The following is a 17,538-nucleotide window of genomic DNA, read 5'->3' as shown; positions in this document are numbered from 1 at the left end:
ATCAGCCGAGCGCCGCGGGAAGGGTGGCCGACCACGCGGAGCGGATGGTCTCGACAGGCACCGCGAACTGCCCCTCGACGACGAGGTCGCTGCCCCCGGTCCGTCCGATCACGGCCAGCGGCACCCCGTGGGCGGCGGCCAGTGCAGCCAGGTCGTCGAATGCGCCCTGGGGGACGGTCACCAGCACCCGGGCGGCGGACTCGGAGAAGAGTTGGACGAACGGGTCCCCGGCCAGGTCGACCACGGCACCGATGCCCCGCCGCATCGCGCACTCCGCCAGCGTCTGGGCCAGGCCGCCGTCGGAGAGGTCGTGGGCGCTGGTGATGGTGCCGACGGCCGCCGCCAGCAGCTCGGCCAGGGCGCGCTCGGCACCGAGGTCGACGCGGGGCGGGAGACCACCGAGGTGTCCGTGGACGACGTGGGCCCACTCCGAGCCCGACAGCTCGTCGCGGGTCTGGCCCAGGAGCACGACCTGCTCGCCGTCGGCGACGAAGCCGCTCGGCGTACGCCGGGTGACGTCGTCGATGACCCCGAGCACCGCCACCACGGGCGTGGGCAGGATCGCTGTCTCAGCGGTCTGGTTGTAGAGGCTCACATTGCCGCCGGTGACCGGGATGCCGAGCTCGAGGCATGCCTCCTTGAGACCACGGCAGGCCTCGACGAACTGCCACATCACGTCGGGATCCTCGGGGGAGCCGAAGTTGAGGCAGTCCGAGATCGCGAGCGGCCGGGCGCCGCTGGTGGCGACGTTGCGGTAGGACTCCGCGAGTGCCAGCTGTGCGCCCGTGTAGGGGTCGAGCTTCGCGAACCGGCCGTTGCAGTCGGTGGCGACCGCGACCCCCAGGTTGGTCTCCTCGTCGACCCGGATCATGCCGGAGTCCTCGGGCTGGGCCAGGACGGTGTTGCCGCGCACGTAGCGGTCGTACTGGTCGGTGATCCACGACTTGTCGCAGAGGTTGGGGCTGGCGACCAGACGCAGCAGCGTCTCGCGCAGCTCCTCGCCGGAGGCCGGCCGAGGCAGCGCCTCGGCCGCATCGGCCTGGAGCGCGTCCTGCCAGTCCGGTCGGGCGAACGGGCGGTGGTAGGTCGGGCCGTCGTGCGCCACCGAGCGCGGGGGTACGTCGACCACGCGCTCACCGTGCCAGTCGATCTGCAGCCGACCGGTGTCGGTGACCTCACCGACGACGGTGGCGTCCACCTCCCACTTCGCACAGATCGCGAGGAACGCCGGCACGTGGCGGGGCTCGACCACCGCCATCATCCGCTCCTGCGACTCGCTCATCAGGATCTCCTCCGGCGCGAGGGTGGAGTCACGCAGCGGGACCTGGTCGAGACGGACGTGCATGCCACCGTCGCCGGCGCTGGCCAGCTCGGAGGTGGCGCAGGACAGGCCGGCGCCGCCGAGGTCCTGGATCCCTGCGACGAGACCGGCGGCGAAGATCTCCAGGGTGCACTCGATCAGCAGCTTCTCCATGAACGGGTCGCCGACCTGGACGCTGGGCCGCTTCGCCGGGCCGGTGTCCTCGAAGGTCTCGCTGGCCAGGATGCTCACCCCGCCGATGCCGTCGCCGCCGGTCTTGGCGCCGTAGAGGATGACCTGGTTGCCCTCGCCGGTCGCGTTGGCCAGGTGCAGGTCCTCGTGGCGCAGCACGCCCACGCAGAGCGCGTTGACCAGCGGGTTGCCGAGGTAGGTCTCGTCGAAGACGGCCTCGCCGCCGATGTTGGGCAGGCCCAGGCAGTTGCCGTAGCCACCGACGCCGGCCACGATCCCGGGCAGGACCCGATGGGTGTCGGCGGCGTCGAGAGGACCGAATCGCAGCGGGTCCATCACCGCGACCGGACGAGCGCCCATCGCCAGGATGTCGCGCACGATGCCGCCCACTCCGGTGGCGGCGCCCTGGTAGGGCTCCACGTAGGAGGGGTGGTTGTGGGACTCGATCTTGAAGGTGACCGCATAGCCCTGGCCGATGTCGAGCACTCCGGCGTTCTCCCCGATGCCGGCGAGCATCTTGCCGACCGGGGTCTCCTGCGGGATCTCGCTGAACTGCTTGAGGTGCACCTTGGAGGACTTGTAGGAGCAGTGCTCGCTCCACATCACCGAGTACATCGCCAGCTCGGAGCTGGTGGGACGACGCCCGAGGATCTCGCGGATCTCCTGGTACTCGTCGGCCTTCAGGCCGAGCTCGGACCAGGGCTGGTCCCGGGCGGGGTCATCGGCGGCGAGGGCAACGGTGTCGAGCTGGGGGCGGGTCTCTGGCACGGGCGACAATCTACCGGTGTGAGCGCAGCATCCCGTCGGCGACCACTTCGAGAAGAGGGCGTACGACGTCGCTGCCCAGATCACCCTGGTCCGCCACGGTCGCGACACCTCCGACGAGGCGGCACATCTGCACCGAGTCGACCCCCTCGCGCAGCGCACCGTCGGAGGCGAGTCGCTCCACGATCCGGTCGGTCGCCCGGGTGAGGGTCTGACACTTCGTCACGATCGGCGACCCTTCGTCGCCCAGGGCTGAGGTGATCTTGGCCGGCCCGCCCTTGTGCAGGCTGATGAGTCCGACGTAGTCCTCGAACCAGCCGAGCAGGACTTCGCGGGGCGAACCCTCGCGCACCACGGCCTTGTCGGCGGCGTCGGTGACCCGGTCGACCCAGCTCTGCATGATCGCGTCGATCAGGTTCTCGCGCTGGGGGAAGTGACGGTAGAGCGTGCCCGGCCCGACCCCGGCGCGCCGGGCGACCTCGTCGAGCGAGGCGTCGTACCCCTGCTCGCGGAAGACGACGCGGGCGACCTCGACGATCCGGTCGCGGTTGCGCTGCGCATCGGCGCGCATCACATCACCCCTTGCTAAACGGAGACTGTCTCCGTATCGTCGTCTCCAGAACCGGAGCCATCCTCCGCCTAGTCTACGTCGGCCCACCCGGCCAGAACAGGACACCAGAGAAACATGTCTGTATCCGAGACCGCCCGCACCACAGTCCACCCAGACCTACCCACCGAGCTCCCGCCGGACGCCGCGCGCGCCGCGACCGGGATCGCCATCGTCCTGGTGGCCCAGCTGATGCTCGTCCTCGACGCCACGGTCGTGAACGTCGCCCTGCCCGCCATCGACGCCGACCTCGGTTTCGGCCCGGCGTCCCTCTCGTGGGTGTTGAACGGCTACACCCTCGCCTTCGGCGGGCTCCTGCTCCTCGGAGGACGGCTCGGCGACGTTCGCGGACGGCTGCGCCTCTTCGAGCTCGGCCTGGCGCTGTTCACCGCCGCCTCGTTGCTCGGCGGCCTGGCCCAGACCCCGGGTTGGCTGGTCGCGGCCCGCGCCGCCCAAGGGGTCGGCGCCGCGATGGCCGCCCCGAGCGTGCTGGCGCTGCTGACCACCAGCGCCCCGGACGAGGCAGCCCGCAACCGAGCCTTCGCACTCTTCGCCGCGGTCTCCTCCGGCGGCGCCTCACTGGGGCTCCTGCTGGGTGGCTTCGTCACCGATGTCGGCTCGTGGCGCTGGACGCTGTGGATCAACGTCCCGATCGGGATCGCCGTCCTGCTGCTGGCGCGGCGCTTCGTGACCGAGACCGAGCAGCGCCCGGGCAGGTTCGACGTCGGTGGCGCGGTGACTGCGACCCTGGGGGCCGTCTCGCTGGTGTGGGCCCTCATCGGGACCCCGGAGCACGGCTGGACCTCACCGCGGACCCTGGGCGCACTGGCTCTCGGCATCGCGGCGCTCACGGCACTCGCGATGATCGAGCGCCGGGTTGCCCACCCCATGATCCAGCCGCATCTGCTGCGCAGCGGGCGCCGGATCGCAGCGCTTGCCGTCATGGCCTTGGTGGTCGGCGCCCAGCTGTCGATGTTCTTCCTGGTGGTGCAGTACGTCCAGCGGGTCCTCGGCTTCGGCCCGCTCGCGTCCGGCTTCGCCTTCCTACCGCTGAGCCTGGGCATCTTCGCGATGTCGCGGGTCACGCCACGGCTCGTCGCCCGGTTCGGACCCGGCGCCCTGATCATGGTCGGCACCCTGGGGCTGACCACGAGCTTCGTGTTGCTCAGCGAGGTCGGCGCGACCAGCACCTACTTCGGCGCCGTGTTCGCGCCGATGCTGCTCAACGGCCTGTCGGCCGGACTGGTCTTCATGCCCGTCACAGCGACTGCGCTGGCCGGTGTCGAGTCGGAGCACGCCGGCTCGGCCTCCGGTCTGCTGCAGACCACCCAGCAGCTCGGCAGCGCGGTCGGCGTCGCGGTGATCGTGTCGGTGTACGCCGCCGGTGCAGTCCCCGGCGAGTTCCTCCCCGGTGCCCGGTCCGCGTTCCTCACCTCGGCCACCTTCGCGCTGGTCGCCTTCCTGGTCAGCACCGCGGTGCTGCGAACACGGCGCGCGAGGAGCCTGCCCGCGGGTCGTCTGTGAATTACAGATCTGTAGTTATCTGTGAAAGGTGTTGCTGGTGTTACTTGTGTGGTTATGGTGACTGCGCCGGCACGGGGACCAGACACCGCCCCCCGACTTCTGGTCCCGTGCCCGGCCCCAGCCAGACCCCCAGCCTGACCCCCAGCCAGACCCCCAGCCTGACCCCCGACTGGAGAGTCCATGTTCCGCCTTCCCCGCTTGTTGCCCGCAGCACTGTTCGCGTCGCTGATCGCTCTGGTGAGCGGCCTGCTGGTCGTGACCGCGGTGCCGAGCCACGCCCGGGACGGCAACGTGGCGACGCCGGGCAACTTCACCGGCTACGGCTTCGACCAGTGCCTGGCCCCCGAACAGTGGAAGATGGACCGCTGGCTGAACCGGTCACCGTTCCTCGCGGTCGGCATCTACGTCTCCGGCTACTCACGCGGGTGCCGCACGCAGCCCAACCTCACCCCGGCCTGGGTCTCGACCCAACTGGCCAACGGCTGGCGCCTGTTGCCGATCACCCTGGGCCCCCAGGCATCCTGTTCGCCGCACTTCCCGCGCTACGGCAGCGACAAGACGATCGACGCCAGACCCGGCCCGCTGGGCAAGTACGGCTACGCACGCCGTCAGGCCATCACCCAGGCGAACCAGTCGGTGGCCGATGCCGCCGCGTTGGGGATCGGCAAGGGCAGCGCGCTCTGGTACGACCTCGAGGGCTTCGACGCCACCAAGACCGCCTGCCGCGAGTCCGCGTTGCGCTTCCTGAGTGCTTGGACGGGACGGGTGCACGCACTCGGCTACCTGTCCGGGGTCTACTCCAGTGCCGGCTCGGGGATCCAGGTCCTCGACCGGGCCCGCGCCGCAGGCGTTAACTACTACTACCCCGACTATCTCTGGATCGCCCGCTGGGACGGCGTGGCCAACACTCGCACGTCCTACATCAGTGACGTGGGCTGGAACCCGCACCGCCGGATCAAGCAGTACCAGGGCGGCCACAACGAGACCTGGGGCGGGGTGACGATCAACATCGACCGCAACTACCTGGACCTCGGCACCGGCAGCGTTGGACCTGCCAACCTCTCGCTGTGCGGTGGCGTGAAGCTGAACTTCTTCGACTACCAGGCGCTCTCCCCCGGCGTGAACCGGCCGTTCAAGACCAAGGCGCTCCAGTGCCTGCTCAACGGTCGCGGACTCTACGACGGCCCCATGAACGGCTCGTACGACGCCGCGACGATCGCCGCCGCCAACCGGTGGCAGACCCGGAACGGCGCCCGCGTCTCCACCACCTGGAGCATCACCAACTGGTCCAGCCTGCTGACCGCCGGGGCCACGCCCGTGGTCAAGGTGGGCTCCGCCAGTCACGCCGTACGGCGCCTGCAGCGTGCCCTCAATGCTGAGCTCTCCGATGCCCGCGTCCACACCACCGGACTGTTCGACGCCGCCACCGACAGCGCGCTGCGCGCGTGGCAACGACGCAACGGACTCCCCGTCTCGGGCGTGGCGGCAGCCGACACCTGGGCAGCGCTCAGAAGCTAGGAGCCACGTGGCACAGAATCGTGCACCGGCGGCCTACGCGACCTGGCGCCAACGGGTGCTGGCGACGCTGACCGACGCAGGGCTGCTGCTGATGGTGGCCGTGGCGGTCGCCATCCCGGTGTTGGCTGTGCCGGAACCCTCCGTCGAGATCGTGATCGCGGTCACGACGGTCGTGTATCTCTACTGGCAGTTCCTCAACGGCTCCACCGGCCAGTCACCTGGCAAGTCGCTGGTCGGACTGCGGGTCGTCAGCCTCCGCGACGACCAGCCCATCGGCGGGTGGCAGGGCGTGGCCCGGTTCGGGGTCGCTGCGGTCCTGGCGTTCTTCAGCTGCGGGCTCGCCGCACTCGTCGACAACCTGCTCCCGCTTCGCGACGGCCGCCGTCAGACGCTCCACGACAAGGCGGTCGGGAGTGTCGTGCTCGCCGGGCAGGAGCGACGGACCTTGGCCGAGCTCCTCAGGCCTGTGACAAGGCTGATGCGGCCAGGGAGGTGAAGAAGCCCAGACCGTCGGTGCCGGGTCCGCACAGGTCCTCGATCGCGTGCTCCGGGTGTGGCATCAGGCCGACCACGTTGCCGCGCTCGTTGGTGATGCCGGCGATGGCGCGCTGCGAGCCGTTGGGGTTGGGGCCCAGGTAGCGGGCCACCACCCGGCCCTCGCCCTCGAGGACGTCCAGGGTGTGCTCGTCAGCGACGTAGGCGCCTTCGCCGTTCTTCAGCACGATGGTCACCTCGGCGCCCTCGGCGTAGGACGACGTCCACGGCGTGCGGCAGTTCTCGATGCGCAGGCGCTGGTCGAGGCAGCCGAACTTGCGGTGGTCGTTGCGGATCAACGCCCCGGGCAGCAGGTGGGACTCACACAGGATCTGGAAGCCGTTGCAGATGCCGAGCACCGGCATCCCGCGACCCGCCGCCTCGATCACCTCGGTCATCACCGGGGAGAAGCGCGAGATGGCGCCGCAGCGCAGGTAGTCGCCGTACGAGAAGCCACCGGGCAGCACCACGGCGTCGACGCCGCGCAGGTCGTGGTCACCGTGCCAGAGCGCCACCGCCTCGTTGCCGCCGACCTTGACCGCGCGCTGCGCGTCGACGTCGTCGAGGGACCCCGGGAAGGTGACGACCCCGACCCTCATGCGGTGTGCTTCCCCGTCGCGGCGTCACCCTCGACGTGGACGGCGTAGTCCTCGATCACCGGGTTGGAGAGCAGGGTCCCGGCCAGGTCGTTGACACGCGCCAGGACCTCATCGGTCACCTCGCCGTCGACCTCGAGCTCGAAACGCTTGCCCTGGCGGACATCGGTGACTCCCGAGAAGCCGAGGCGCGGCAGCGCGCCGTGCACGGCCTTGCCCTGGGGGTCGAGAATCTCTGGCTTGAGCATGACGTCGACGACGACACGGGCCACGGGGGTGCTCCTCGGCAGAAGGCGTGCAGTTGCGCAACGAGTCTAGGGCGTCGGGCAGAATGGAGGCATGGCAACCCCTGATCCCCGACTCTCGCGAGGCCTCGACCTCGAATTCCCCCAGTCGCTGGCCGTCTACCCGGAGTACGCCGCGGCCCAGAAGGCCGTCGACTTCCTCTCCGACAACCACTTCCCCGTCGAGAACTGCATGATCGTGGGGACCGACCTCAAGCGCGTCGAGCGGATCACGGGACGGCTCACCACCGGACGGGTGGCCATGGCCGGCGCCCTCTCAGGGCTCTGGCTCGGTGTGTTCGTCGGGTTGATCTTCGCGATCTTCGGCGACGACCCGGTGTGGCAGGTCGTGCTGACCACCGCTGCCTTCGGTCTCGTCTTCGGCGTCATCTGGGCCCTGCTGGGCTACGCGGCCTCCCGCGGCCAGCGGGACTTCTCCTCGGTCAGCCAGGTGGTGGCCACGCGCTACGAGGTGCTGGTGGAGAACAAGCACGCCCAGGCCGCCCGCGACCTGCTCGCGAAGCTCCCCGGCGCGTTGCCCGACCCCTTCGCCTGAGTCGACACAGCTCGCGAGCTCAGCTCAGCTCGCGCTTGAGGATCTTGCCGGTAGCCGTCATCGGCAGCGCCGTCACGATCTCGACCATGCGCGGGTACTTGTAGCCGGCCATCTCCTGCCGGCCCCAGGCCACGAGCTCCTCGGGGGTGCTGGTGGCGCCGGGGTTGAGGATGACCACGGCCTTGATCTCCTCGCCGTGGCTCTCGTTCGGGACCCCGATGACCGCAGCAAGCGAGATGTCGGGGTGGGTCATCAGGACCTCCTCGACCTCGCGCGGGTAGACGTTGAAGCCGCCGCGGATGATCATGTCCTTCGATCGGTCGACGATGTAGTAGAAGCCGTCCTCGTCGCGACGCCCGAGGTCCCCAGAGCGGAACCAGCCGTCCTTGATCGCCTCGGCGGTCGCCTCAGGTCGGTCGTAGTAGCCCTTCATGATGTTGTGGCCCTTGATCGCGATCTCCCCGATCGCATCGGGACCGTCAGCGACCTCGGTCCAGTCCGACTCGATCAGCTTCATCTCGACGCCGGGGATCGGGACCCCGATGGAGCCGACCCGCGGCTCCTCACCGAACCGCGAGAAGCTGGCCACCGGAGAGGTCTCCGAGAGGCCGTAGCCCTCCAGGATCGTCACCCCGAACCGGTGCTTGAAGTCCTTGTGCACCTCGACCGGCAGCGCGGACCCACCCGCTGCGGCGACCCGCAGGTTGGCAGCGAGCGCCGCCACGTCGACGGTGTCGTCCAGGGCGCCGAGCAGCCCCCAGTACATCGTGGGGACGCCGGCGAAGAACGTCACCTTCTCGCTCGTCATCAGGGCCAGTGCGGCATGGGCCTCGAAGCGGGGCAGCATGACCACGGTCCCGCCGAAGGCGAAGGCGCCGTTCTGGATGACGGTCTGACCGAAGGAGTGGAACAGCGGCAGCACGCACAGATAGGTGTCGGGGTTGGCCGCATCAGCGCCGAACAGGTCCTTGCCGGCCATGGCGTTGTCACGCATGTTGCGGTGCCGCAGCTCCGCACCCTTGGGCTGGCCCGTGGTGCCAGAGGTGTAGAGGATCACCGCGGTGTCGTCGGCGTCCGTGGCCACCGTCTCGAAGGTGGGCGCCTTCCCGGCTGTCGCCTGGGCGAAGGTCTCGACCCCCTCGATCGGCGACGGCGCCATCGGGTCGGCCGTGATCAGCACGAAGGTCTCGCAGCCCGGGGTCTGGTTGAAAGCGGCGTACCCGTCCTCGCCCATCGGCAGCTCGGGGGTGCCCTGGAAGCAGAAGTAGGCCTTAGCGTCGGAGTCGGCCAGGTGGTAGGCGATCTCGCGGCTCTTGAGCAGCACGTTGAGCGGCACCACGGTCGCCCCGGCCTTGAGGATGCCGAAGTAGATGATCGTGAAGTAGGGAAGGTTCGGGCAGGTCAGCGCCACCTTGTCGCCGGGCTCGATGCCACGCTCCACCAGGAGGTTGGCCACCTGGTTGGCGGCTGCGTTGACCTGGGCGTAGGTCAGCCTGGTCCCTCCGAGTACGACGGCCTCGCGGGCCGGGTAGTCGCGGGCTGAGTCCTCGAGGAGTGATGCGAGATTCAACATGTCGCCAACCTACTGGGCGGGCGTGAGCCGCGTCACCGGTCCGCCCGTGACAGTTGCCCGGGCCACCAGAACCGGCGGCCCAGCAGCGCGACGAGCGCCGGCACCAGCACACTGCGCACCAGCAACGTGTCGAGCAGGACCCCGAAACCGACGATGACACCGATCTGGGTGAGCACGATGACCGGCAGCACCCCGAGCACGGTGAAGACCGCGGCCAGCAGCACCCCGGCACTGGTGATGACCCCGCCGGTGACCGCGAGGGCGGTGGAGATGGCCGTCGTGGTGTCGGTCCGGAACGCCTCCTCGCGGGCGCGGGTGGTCAGGAAGATGTTGTAGTCGACACCGAGCGCCACCAGGAACAGGAAGCTGAGCAGCGGCACGCTGAGGTCCAGCGCGGGGAACCCGAACCAGTGGCTGAAGGCGAACCAGCTCGCCCCCAGGCTGGCGACGTACGTCGCGACCACGGTGAGCACCAGCAGCACGGCGGCCACGATCGACCTCAGGAGCAGCAGGAGGACGAGCAGCACCACGGCCAGGATCAGGGGGATCAGCACCTTCTGGTCCCGGGTGGCCGCGGTCTGCGCGTCCAGGCCCTCGGCGTCCGATCCGCCCACGAGCGCGCCGGGGTCGGCCGACCTGGCGGCCTCGCGCACGGCCCGCACCTGGTCGAAGGCCTCCTCGGAGGACGGGTTGGCACTCAGGACCACGGTCAGCTCGGTGTAGTCGGCGTCGCCGCCGGCCTTCTCGACCGACTGCACCCCTTCGACCTCCTCGACGGCACTGCTCACCGCGCTGGCGGTGTCGGGGGCGGTGATCACCGAGGTCGGCTGGGAGGCTCCCGCAGGGAAGTGCTGCGCCAGCACTTCCTGACCGGTCACCGACTCAGGCTTGACCCGGAACTGCTCGGTCGCCGAGAGCCCGGTCTGCACCCCCAGCAGGGGCAGGGACAGCACGACGAGAAGGCCGAGGCCGATCACCGACACCAGACGTGGGCGGGCGGTGACGACGCTGGCCACCCGGGCCCAGAAACCAGTCTCGGTCGGCTCCGGCTGGCCAACCTTCGGCACGAATGGCCAGAAGAGGCGGCGGCCGAAGATCGTCATGGCCGCAGGCAGCACGAGGAGGGCGAAGAGGACGGCGGTGACGATGCCGATCGCCCCGGCGTAGCCGATGGCGCTGCTGGAGGGATTGTCGGCGAAGGCGAGGCAGAGCAGGGACAGGACCACCGTGCTGGAGCTGGCCAGGATGGCCGGGGCAGCCCGTCCCAGGGCGATCCGCATGGCGTCGTACCGGTTCTCCTCGCGGCGCAGCTCCTCGCGGTAGCGGGCGATGAGCAGGAGGGCGTAGTTGGTGCCGGCGCCGAAGACGAGCACGGAGGAGATGCCGGTGGTGGCGCCGTCCGCCGCGAACCCGAAGACGTGGGTGCCCGCCGCCAGGGCCTTGGCGGCGACCTGGTCGGCCACGGCCACCACCAGCAGGGGGACCAGCCAGAGCCACGGGCTGCGATAGGTGAGCAGGAGCAGCAGCGCGACGACGACGACCGTCGTCACCAGGAGCTTGATGTCGGCGCCGTCGAAGGCCTTCGAGATGTCCACGGTGAACGCGGGACCGCCGGTGACGTTGCTGCGCAGGCCGTCGGGCAGGTCGGCTGCGGCCGTGTCGCGGATGTCGGTGACCGGGCCGGCCAGGTCCTCCTCGGCGATGTCGGAGGCCAACGGCACTCCCACGAAAGCCGCCTGCCCGTCATCGGAGAAGACCGGGAAGACCTGCTGGCCCTGGGCCGCGAGCGGCTGGAGCGCCTTCACCTTCTCCCCGACCAGGGCGCGGTCGGCGGCGGTCAGCGGTTCACCGTCGCGATCGAAGACCACGATCGCGGGCACGTACTCCGCCGTCGACAAGGAGTCCTGGATCTCGGCTGCCTGCGCCGACTCCGAGGTGGTCGGCAGGTTGGCGGTCGCGTTGGGGGCCGTCTCCGCGGTGACCCCCGAGGCCAGGACCGCTCCGGAGAACAGGATCGCCGCCACGACGACGAGCCAGCTCAGCCGAGGGCCGACCGGGTGCAGGAACGACAGCCGACTCTTTCCGGGCTCGAATATTTCCACGCCAGAAAGAGTATGATGTCGCCGTGGAGAATGCAACGCGGGGAACAGCGGAGCCGCCGAGTGGCGAGGCCATCCGCCTGGTCCGCGCCCTGCGCGCCTACATCAACGAGACCGAGATCTACATCGGTGCCGCCGGACGCGAGGCGGAGATGCACCGCACCGACCTGACCGGACTGACCGTGGTGATGGATCGCGGGAACGCCGGCGAGAGCACCACCCCCGGACAGCTCAGCACCGCGATGCGGCTCAGCGCCCCGGCCACGTCGGCGATGCTCGATCGACTCGAGCGGCTCGGCCACGTGGTGCGCCATCCGCACCCCAGCGACCGTCGATCGGTCGTCGTCGAGATCACCGACCACGCACGCGAGGTCGGCAACGCGATGTTCGGGCGGCTGGCGGCCCATCTGGCACCGGTCATGGGTCAGCGCTCGGAGGCAGAGCTGGCCGACATCGCGAACTTCGTCGAGCAGGTCGTGGATGCGACCAGGGCTGCCAGCGACGAGATCCGCTGATCAGTGCGAGCGGGCGGCCAGCAGGCGCGCCGCCTTGCGCAGGTCGGGCAGGACCCCGAAGACGGCGACCCGATCCACCGCGTAGGCCAGCGGCCGCATCGCCCCTCGTCCGGTGACCCGGAAGGTGGGCCGAACCTGACAACCATCACCCTCCTCGGTGAAGTCCAGGGTCAGGACGGCGTGGACTCCGCGCCACGTGCCCACCTCGGTCCAGGTGCGGGGCCGGTCCAGGAAGGTCGTCTCCATGCGGGGGCGCAGGCCGGGCACGGTGACGTCCACCCAGCGTTGACCCACCCGGGGCTGACCCTCGACCGACTCCACCTTGCGCAGCGACGACTGCCATTCCGGGCGGCGGTTCGGGTCGACCAGGTAGTCGAAGACGACCTCGACCGGTACGTCGAAACGGACCTGCCGGTTCATCGGAAGCTCGTGCCGGTGAGGCGCTCGAAGGCCTCGACGTACTTCGCCCGGGTGAGCTCGACGACCTCCGCGCTCAGCACCGGCGGCGGTCCGGAGCGGTCCCACCCGCTCTCGGCCGACGTCAGCCAGTTGCGCACGATCTGCTTGTCGTACGACGGCTGAGGGCTGCCCGGATGCCAGGCGTCAGCCGGCCAGAAGCGGCTCGAGTCCGGGGTGAGCACCTCATCGGCGAGCACGATCTCCCCCGACGGCCGCCGGCCGAACTCGAACTTGGTGTCGGCCAGGATGATCCCCCGCTCGCGGGCGATGGCCTCCGCGCGTGCGTAGATCTCCAGGGTGAGCTCGCGCAACGCAGCCGCGTCCTCGGCGCCCACACTCGCCACGACGGCCTCGTAGGACACGTTCTCGTCGTGGTCGCCCAGGTCGGCCTTGGTGGCCGGGGTGAAGATCGGCTGCGGCAGGCGTGATCCGTCCTCGAGTCCGTCGGGCAGCGCCACGCCGCACACCTCACCCGTGGCCCGGTAGTCCAGGAGGCCAGAACCGGTCAGGTAGCCGCGCGCGACACACTCCACCGGGAACATCTCGAGCGGCTCACACACCACCGCCCGACCACGCACCTGCTCGGGCACGTCGGTGGACACGATGTGGTGGGGCACGTCGAGCTGGTCGAACCACCACAGCGACATCCGGGTCAGGATCTCGCCCTTGTCGGGGATCCCCGGCTCGAGCACGTAGTCGAAGGCAGAGATCCGGTCACTGGCGACCATCAGCAGGTTGCCGGCGTAGGGCCCGGAGTCCAGGGTGTAGAGGTCGCGCACCTTGCCCGAGTGCAGATGGGTCGCACCCTCGATCGCCGGCGCCACTGGGATGTCCATGGACCGGAGCCTAGCGGCGCCCCTGTGGAGAGCCGGACGCGCGGGCGCGCCACCTCGGCAACGATGGCAGGGTGGATCCGGTCGACGCCGTGGCAGAGCTCGGAGGCGTGGCACGCTCCGACCAACTTCTGCAGCACTGCTCTGCCCGAGCGATCCGCAGAGCACTTGAATCGGGGCGGATCAGCAAGGCAGCGCGGGGGCGATACCACCTGCCCTCGGCGAACCAGGCAGCGATTGCGGCCGCCCGGTTGCACGGGACCCTGAGTCACCTGAGCGCTGCCCAGCATCACGGCTGGGAGATCGCCCGCGATCCCGACCGGCCGTGGATCTCGGTGCCTCGCAATCGCAAGACCCTCGGACGCGGAGTACATCTGACGTACAGCGACGAGCGAGGCACAGCGACCGAACCCGTCCGCACCGTCCTCGACTGTGCCCGGCGACTGCCCTTCGGCGAGGCCCTGGCCGTGGCCGACTCGGCTCTTCGACACGGAGTCGATCCCGGGCGGCTGCGGTCGGCCGCTGCCTCCGCGCGTGGCCCAGGGTCCAGCCGATGTCGCCGGGTGGCGAACGAGGCAACCGAGCTCGCTGCCAACCCGTTGGAGTCGATGCTGCGGGCGATCGCGCTCGAGGTGCCGGGGCTACAGGTCAGGGCGCAGGTGCCGATCCAGCTGCCGGGGGTGCTGGTGCACCCGGATCTGGTGGACAGCGAGCTCGGGATCGTCATCGAGGCCGAGGGCTGGCTCTTCCACGGGGTCAACCCCGACCAGTTCAGCCGCGACCTGTGGCGCTACACGATGCTGGTCGTCCACGGCTGGCTGGTGGTTCGCTTCGGCTACCGCCAGGTGATGGATCAACCCGACTACGTGTTCAAGGTCCTGACGTCGCTTGTTCAAACGGGCAGAAGTCATCCTCAGACAGTGCGTCGCCGCTTGGACTGGTGAACTGAGCGAGGCCATTGCACGTTCGGAGGAACGGCTCAGCCCTTGTTCAGCCACCAGCCGAGCCGGCGGGTCAGCTGCGGCAGCACGACCCAGGTCATGAGCGGGATCATCACGAACGTCGTCAGCAGGACGCGCAGCGGGATGCTCAGGTGCGGAGCCACCGCGGCGAACACGTAGGCGGCGATCAGGCTGAGCGGGAAGAAGGCGAGCCAGATGACACTGGCCTGCTTCCAGCGCGGGGGTGCCGAGGGGGTGCCGTCGAACCAGCCCTCGAGCCCCGTTCCGCGGGTCGAGGCCGACTCCACGAGCCCGAGCACTTCGGCGTCCCAGAGCCAGGACCGCCGACGCTCGGAGTTCTCCCAGCCTGCTAGGGACTCCTCGTCGGCGAACCGGTAGAGCAGCTGCCACCGATCGGAGTCGAGCCCTGGCCTGACCCAGCCGGCACCCAGGAATCCCGGCACCTGTTCGGCGAGCGCCTCGCCCGCCCGGATCCACCTGACCATCTCGTCGGCGAGTTCGGGCAGGACGTGGCGGGTGATCGAGACGGTGACCGGCGACGATGTCATGGTCCGTCTCCTAGAGGATGTCGCCCGGCGCGTAGGCCGCGGCCTCCGGGTGCGCCTTGGCAAGGTCGTCGATGCGGCGTACGACGGCCTGCACCTGGTCGACGGCGGCGCCGGTGAACGACAGCGGGGCAGCCACGAGTGAGGCGATCTGGTCGCGGGTCAGCCCGAGCCGCGCGTCGCCGGCGAGCCGGTCGAACAGGTCGTTGACCGCCAGGCCCTGCCGCATCTCGAGCGCCACTCCGACGGCGTGCTCCTTGATGGCCTCGTGGGCCGCTTCACGACCGACCCCGTTGCGCACGGCCGCCATCAGCACCTTCGTGGTGGCCAGGAACGGGAGATAGCGATCGAGCTCGCGCTGGATCACCGCCGGGAAGACCCCGAACTCGTCGAGCACGGTCAGGAAGGTCTGGAACAGCCCGTCGGAGGCGAAGAACGCGTCGGGCAGCGCCACCCGGCGCACGACCGAACAGGAGACATCGCCCTCGTTCCACTGGTCGCCGGCAAGCTCACCCACCATGGAGAGGTGCCCGCGCAGGACCACCGCAAGTCCGTTGACACGTTCACAGGATCGGGTGTTCATCTTGTGCGGCATCGCGCTCGAGCCGACCTGACCCTCCTTGAACCCCTCGGTGACCAGTTCGATCCCAGCCATCAGGCGGATCGTGGTGGCCAGGTTGGAGGGTCCGGCGACGAGCTGCACCAGCGCCGAGACGACCTCGAAGTCGAGGGAGCGGGGATAGACCTGGCCGACGCTGACGAACACCTGGTCGAAGCCGAGGTGCCCGGCCACCCGCTGCTCGAGGTCGGCCAGCTTGTCGGCGTCGCCGTCGAGCAGGTCGAGCATGTCCTGGGCGGTGCCCATGGGGCCCTTGATCCCGCGCAGCGGATAGCGCGCCAGCAGCTCGTCGATGCGCTGCAGGGCCACCAGGATCTCGTCGGCGACGGTCGCGAACCGTTTGCCGAGCGTGGTCGCCTGGGCGGCCACGTTGTGGGAGCGGCCGGCCATCACCGTGGTCTCGTGCTCGACGGCCAGGCGCCCGAGGCGTATGACGGTGGCCACGCCGCGGTCGCGCAGGATCTCCAGGGACTGGCGCACCTGGAGCTGCTCGACGTTCTCGGTGAGGTCGCGCGAGGTCATCCCCTTGTGGATGTGCTCATGCCCGGCGAGGGCACAGAACTCCTCGATCCGAGCCTTCACGTCGTGGCGGGTGACGCGCTCGCGAGCTGCGATCGAATCGAGGTCGACGCGGTCGACGAAAGCCTCGTAGGCCTCGATCACGCCGTCCGGGATCTCGACGCCCAGGTCCTTCTGCGCCTTCATGACCGCGATCCAGAGCTGGCGCTCCAGCACGATCTTGTGCTCGGGCGACCAGATGGCCGCCAGGTCGGCGCCCGCGTAGCGGGTCGCCAGCACGTTGGGGAAGTTCACGACTTGCTCGCCTTCAGTGCGATGTCAGTGCGGTGCTGGGCACCCGGGAAGCTGATGGTGGCCACGCCTTCGTAGGCCTTGGCGCGCGCGTCGGCGAGATCGATGCCGACGGCGGTCACGGCCAGGACCCGACCTCCGGCGGTCACCAGGTGGCCGTCACGGATCGCGGTGCCGGCGTGGATGACGTGGACGTCGTCCTCGACATCGAGCGTCTCGGTGCCGACGATCACGTCGCCTGAGGAGGACGTCTCGGGATACCCCTTGCTGGCCATCACCACGGCCACGGCGGCACCCGGCTTCCAGGCCGGCGGGGGTACGTCGCGCAACGTGCCGGTGGCCGCCCCCATGAGAAGCGCGCTCAGCGGGGAGTCCAGCAGGGTCATGAGTGCCTGCGTCTCGGGGTCACCGAAGCGCGCGTTGAACTCGATGACCCGGGTGCCCCGGGAGGTCAGGGCCAGCCCGGCGTAGAGCAGCCCGGCGAACGGCGTACCGCGTCGCGCCATCTCGTCGACGGTCGGCTGCAGGACCTGCTGCAGAACGTCCGCGACGAGGCCCTCGGGCGCCCAGGGCAGCGGCGTGTAGGCGCCCATCCCTCCGGTGTTGGGCCCGGCGTCGCCGTCGAAGATCCGTTTGAAGTCCTGGGCCGGTTGCAGCGGATAGACGGTGCGGCCATCGGTGATCGCGAACAACGACACCTCGGGCCCGTCCAGGAACTCCTCGACCACGACCCGCTCGCACTGGGCGGCGTGTTCCAGCGCGGCCGCCCGGTCGTCGGTGACCACGACCCCCTTGCCGGCCGCGAGACCGTCGTCCTTGACGACGTACGGCGCCCCGAACTCGTCGAGCGCAGCCGCCACCTGGTCCGCGTCCAGGCACACGCGCGCGGCCGCGGTCGGCACTCCTGCGGCACCCATCACGTCCTTGGCGAACGCCTTGGACCCTTCGAGCTGGGCGGCTGCTGCCGATGGTCCGAACACCGCGATCCCGCGGGCGGCCACCGCGTCGGCGACCCCGGCCACCAGGGGGGCCTCGGGGCCGATGACCACCAGGTCCACAGCGAGCTGCTCGGCGAGATCGGCCACGGCGGAGCCCGACATCGGGTCCACGGGATGCACTGTCGCGACGGCGCTCATGCCGGGGTTCCCGGGAGCCACGTGCACCTGGCTGACGCCCGGGTCGCGGGCCAGCGCCCAGGCCAGGGCGTGTTCTCGGCCGCCGGTGCCGATGACGAGGGTCTTCATCGT

General features: G+C 69.9%; 17 protein-coding genes. 6 read left to right on the top strand and 11 right to left on the bottom strand.

What is annotated here, in order from left to right; all coding sequences use genetic code 11:
* Position 1: 1 nt before the first annotated feature.
* Both purL and AB7I40_RS09660 read right to left on the bottom strand, forming a co-directional pair.
* On the bottom strand, positions 2-2,260 hold the full coding sequence (gene purL / locus AB7I40_RS09665) for a phosphoribosylformylglycinamidine synthase subunit PurL (RefSeq protein WP_428347234.1): 2,259 nt from the start codon (positions 2,258-2,260) through the stop codon (positions 2-4).
* Between the two features lie 10 nt (positions 2,261-2,270).
* Positions 2,271-2,828 (bottom strand): TetR/AcrR family transcriptional regulator, encoded by a 558-nt coding sequence (locus AB7I40_RS09660; RefSeq protein ID WP_428347233.1) that lies wholly within the window; start codon positions 2,826-2,828, stop codon positions 2,271-2,273.
* 114 nt (positions 2,829-2,942) lie between these two features.
* On the opposite strand from AB7I40_RS09660, the gene AB7I40_RS09655 reads away from it, so the two are divergent.
* The 3 genes from AB7I40_RS09655 (at position 2,943) to AB7I40_RS09645 (ending at position 6,402) form a co-directional block, all read left to right on the top strand.
* The gene (locus AB7I40_RS09655) at positions 2,943-4,388 is read left to right on the top strand and encodes an MFS transporter (RefSeq protein ID WP_428347232.1); all 1,446 of its coding nucleotides are present in this window, start codon (positions 2,943-2,945) and stop codon (positions 4,386-4,388) included.
* A gap of 180 nt (positions 4,389-4,568) precedes the next feature.
* Positions 4,569-5,906, top strand: a complete 1,338-nt coding sequence (locus AB7I40_RS09650) for a glycoside hydrolase domain-containing protein (RefSeq protein ID WP_428347231.1) — start codon at positions 4,569-4,571, stop codon at positions 5,904-5,906.
* A 7-nt stretch (positions 5,907-5,913) separates the two neighbouring features.
* Complete coding sequence (locus AB7I40_RS09645; protein WP_428347230.1) at positions 5,914-6,402, top strand: RDD family protein; 489 nt, start codon at positions 5,914-5,916, stop codon at positions 6,400-6,402.
* Here the strand turns inward: AB7I40_RS09645 and purQ are convergent.
* Positions 6,365-7,039 carry a phosphoribosylformylglycinamidine synthase subunit PurQ gene (gene purQ / locus AB7I40_RS09640; RefSeq protein WP_428347229.1) on the bottom strand — a complete coding sequence of 225 codons (675 nt, stop codon included), beginning with the start codon at positions 7,037-7,039 and terminating at the stop codon, positions 6,365-6,367. The two genes, AB7I40_RS09645 and purQ, sit on opposite strands and share 38 nt — an antisense overlap.
* Entirely contained in the window at positions 7,036-7,308 is a 273-nt protein-coding gene (purS, locus tag AB7I40_RS09635) for a phosphoribosylformylglycinamidine synthase subunit PurS (RefSeq protein ID WP_428347228.1), read from the bottom strand. Before purS ends, purQ begins: the two co-directional genes overlap by 4 nt.
* A gap of 67 nt (positions 7,309-7,375) precedes the next feature.
* On the opposite strand from purS, the gene AB7I40_RS09630 reads away from it, so the two are divergent.
* Positions 7,376-7,876 (top strand): general stress protein, encoded by a 501-nt coding sequence (locus AB7I40_RS09630; RefSeq protein ID WP_428347227.1) that lies wholly within the window; start codon positions 7,376-7,378, stop codon positions 7,874-7,876.
* 19 nt (positions 7,877-7,895) lie between these two features.
* Here AB7I40_RS09630 and AB7I40_RS09625 read toward each other — a convergent pair whose 3' ends face one another.
* The gene (locus AB7I40_RS09625; protein ID WP_428347225.1) at positions 7,896-9,449 is read right to left on the bottom strand and encodes a long-chain-fatty-acid--CoA ligase; all 1,554 of its coding nucleotides are present in this window, start codon (positions 9,447-9,449) and stop codon (positions 7,896-7,898) included.
* A 32-nt stretch (positions 9,450-9,481) separates the two neighbouring features.
* Positions 9,482-11,551, bottom strand: a complete 2,070-nt coding sequence (locus tag AB7I40_RS09620; RefSeq protein WP_428347224.1) for an MMPL family transporter — start codon at positions 11,549-11,551, stop codon at positions 9,482-9,484.
* 23 nt (positions 11,552-11,574) lie between these two features.
* Here AB7I40_RS09620 and AB7I40_RS09615 point away from each other — a divergent pair, with 23 nt between their 5' ends.
* Complete coding sequence (locus tag AB7I40_RS09615) at positions 11,575-12,063, top strand: MarR family winged helix-turn-helix transcriptional regulator (protein WP_428347223.1); 489 nt, start codon at positions 11,575-11,577, stop codon at positions 12,061-12,063.
* Here the strand turns inward: AB7I40_RS09615 and AB7I40_RS09610 are convergent, their stop codons facing one another.
* Positions 12,064-12,483 carry an SRPBCC family protein gene (locus AB7I40_RS09610; RefSeq protein WP_428347222.1) on the bottom strand — a complete coding sequence of 140 codons (420 nt, stop codon included), beginning with the start codon at positions 12,481-12,483 and terminating at the stop codon, positions 12,064-12,066. It lies immediately after the preceding gene.
* Positions 12,480-13,358 carry a phosphoribosylaminoimidazolesuccinocarboxamide synthase gene (locus tag AB7I40_RS09605; RefSeq protein ID WP_428347221.1) on the bottom strand — a complete coding sequence of 293 codons (879 nt, stop codon included), beginning with the start codon at positions 13,356-13,358 and terminating at the stop codon, positions 12,480-12,482. Before AB7I40_RS09605 ends, AB7I40_RS09610 begins: the two co-directional genes overlap by 4 nt.
* Positions 13,359-13,429: 71 nt before the next feature.
* Between AB7I40_RS09605 and AB7I40_RS09600 the strand changes: the two genes are divergently transcribed.
* Positions 13,430-14,299, top strand: a complete 870-nt coding sequence (locus AB7I40_RS09600; RefSeq protein ID WP_428347220.1) for a hypothetical protein — start codon at positions 13,430-13,432, stop codon at positions 14,297-14,299.
* Between the two features lie 35 nt (positions 14,300-14,334).
* On the opposite strand, the gene AB7I40_RS09595 is transcribed toward AB7I40_RS09600, so the two are convergent.
* The 3 genes from AB7I40_RS09595 to purD are packed head-to-tail and all read right to left on the bottom strand — an operon-like array spanning position 14,335 to position 17,535.
* Positions 14,335-14,865, bottom strand: a complete 531-nt coding sequence (locus AB7I40_RS09595; RefSeq protein WP_428347219.1) for an antibiotic biosynthesis monooxygenase — start codon at positions 14,863-14,865, stop codon at positions 14,335-14,337.
* A gap of 10 nt (positions 14,866-14,875) precedes the next feature.
* Positions 14,876-16,294 (bottom strand): adenylosuccinate lyase, encoded by a 1,419-nt coding sequence (purB, locus tag AB7I40_RS09590; protein WP_428347218.1) that lies wholly within the window; start codon positions 16,292-16,294, stop codon positions 14,876-14,878.
* Positions 16,291-17,535, bottom strand: a complete 1,245-nt coding sequence (gene purD, locus AB7I40_RS09585) for a phosphoribosylamine--glycine ligase (protein ID WP_428347217.1) — start codon at positions 17,533-17,535, stop codon at positions 16,291-16,293. The genes purB and purD overlap by 4 nt, the downstream gene beginning before the upstream one ends.
* Between the last annotated feature and the right edge of the window lie 3 nt (positions 17,536-17,538).

Source organism: Nocardioides sp. (genome assembly GCF_050246775.1).
Classification (GTDB): Bacteria; Actinomycetota; Actinomycetes; order Propionibacteriales; family Nocardioidaceae; genus Nocardioides.
This window is presented reverse-complemented; position numbering and strand designations above follow the sequence as displayed.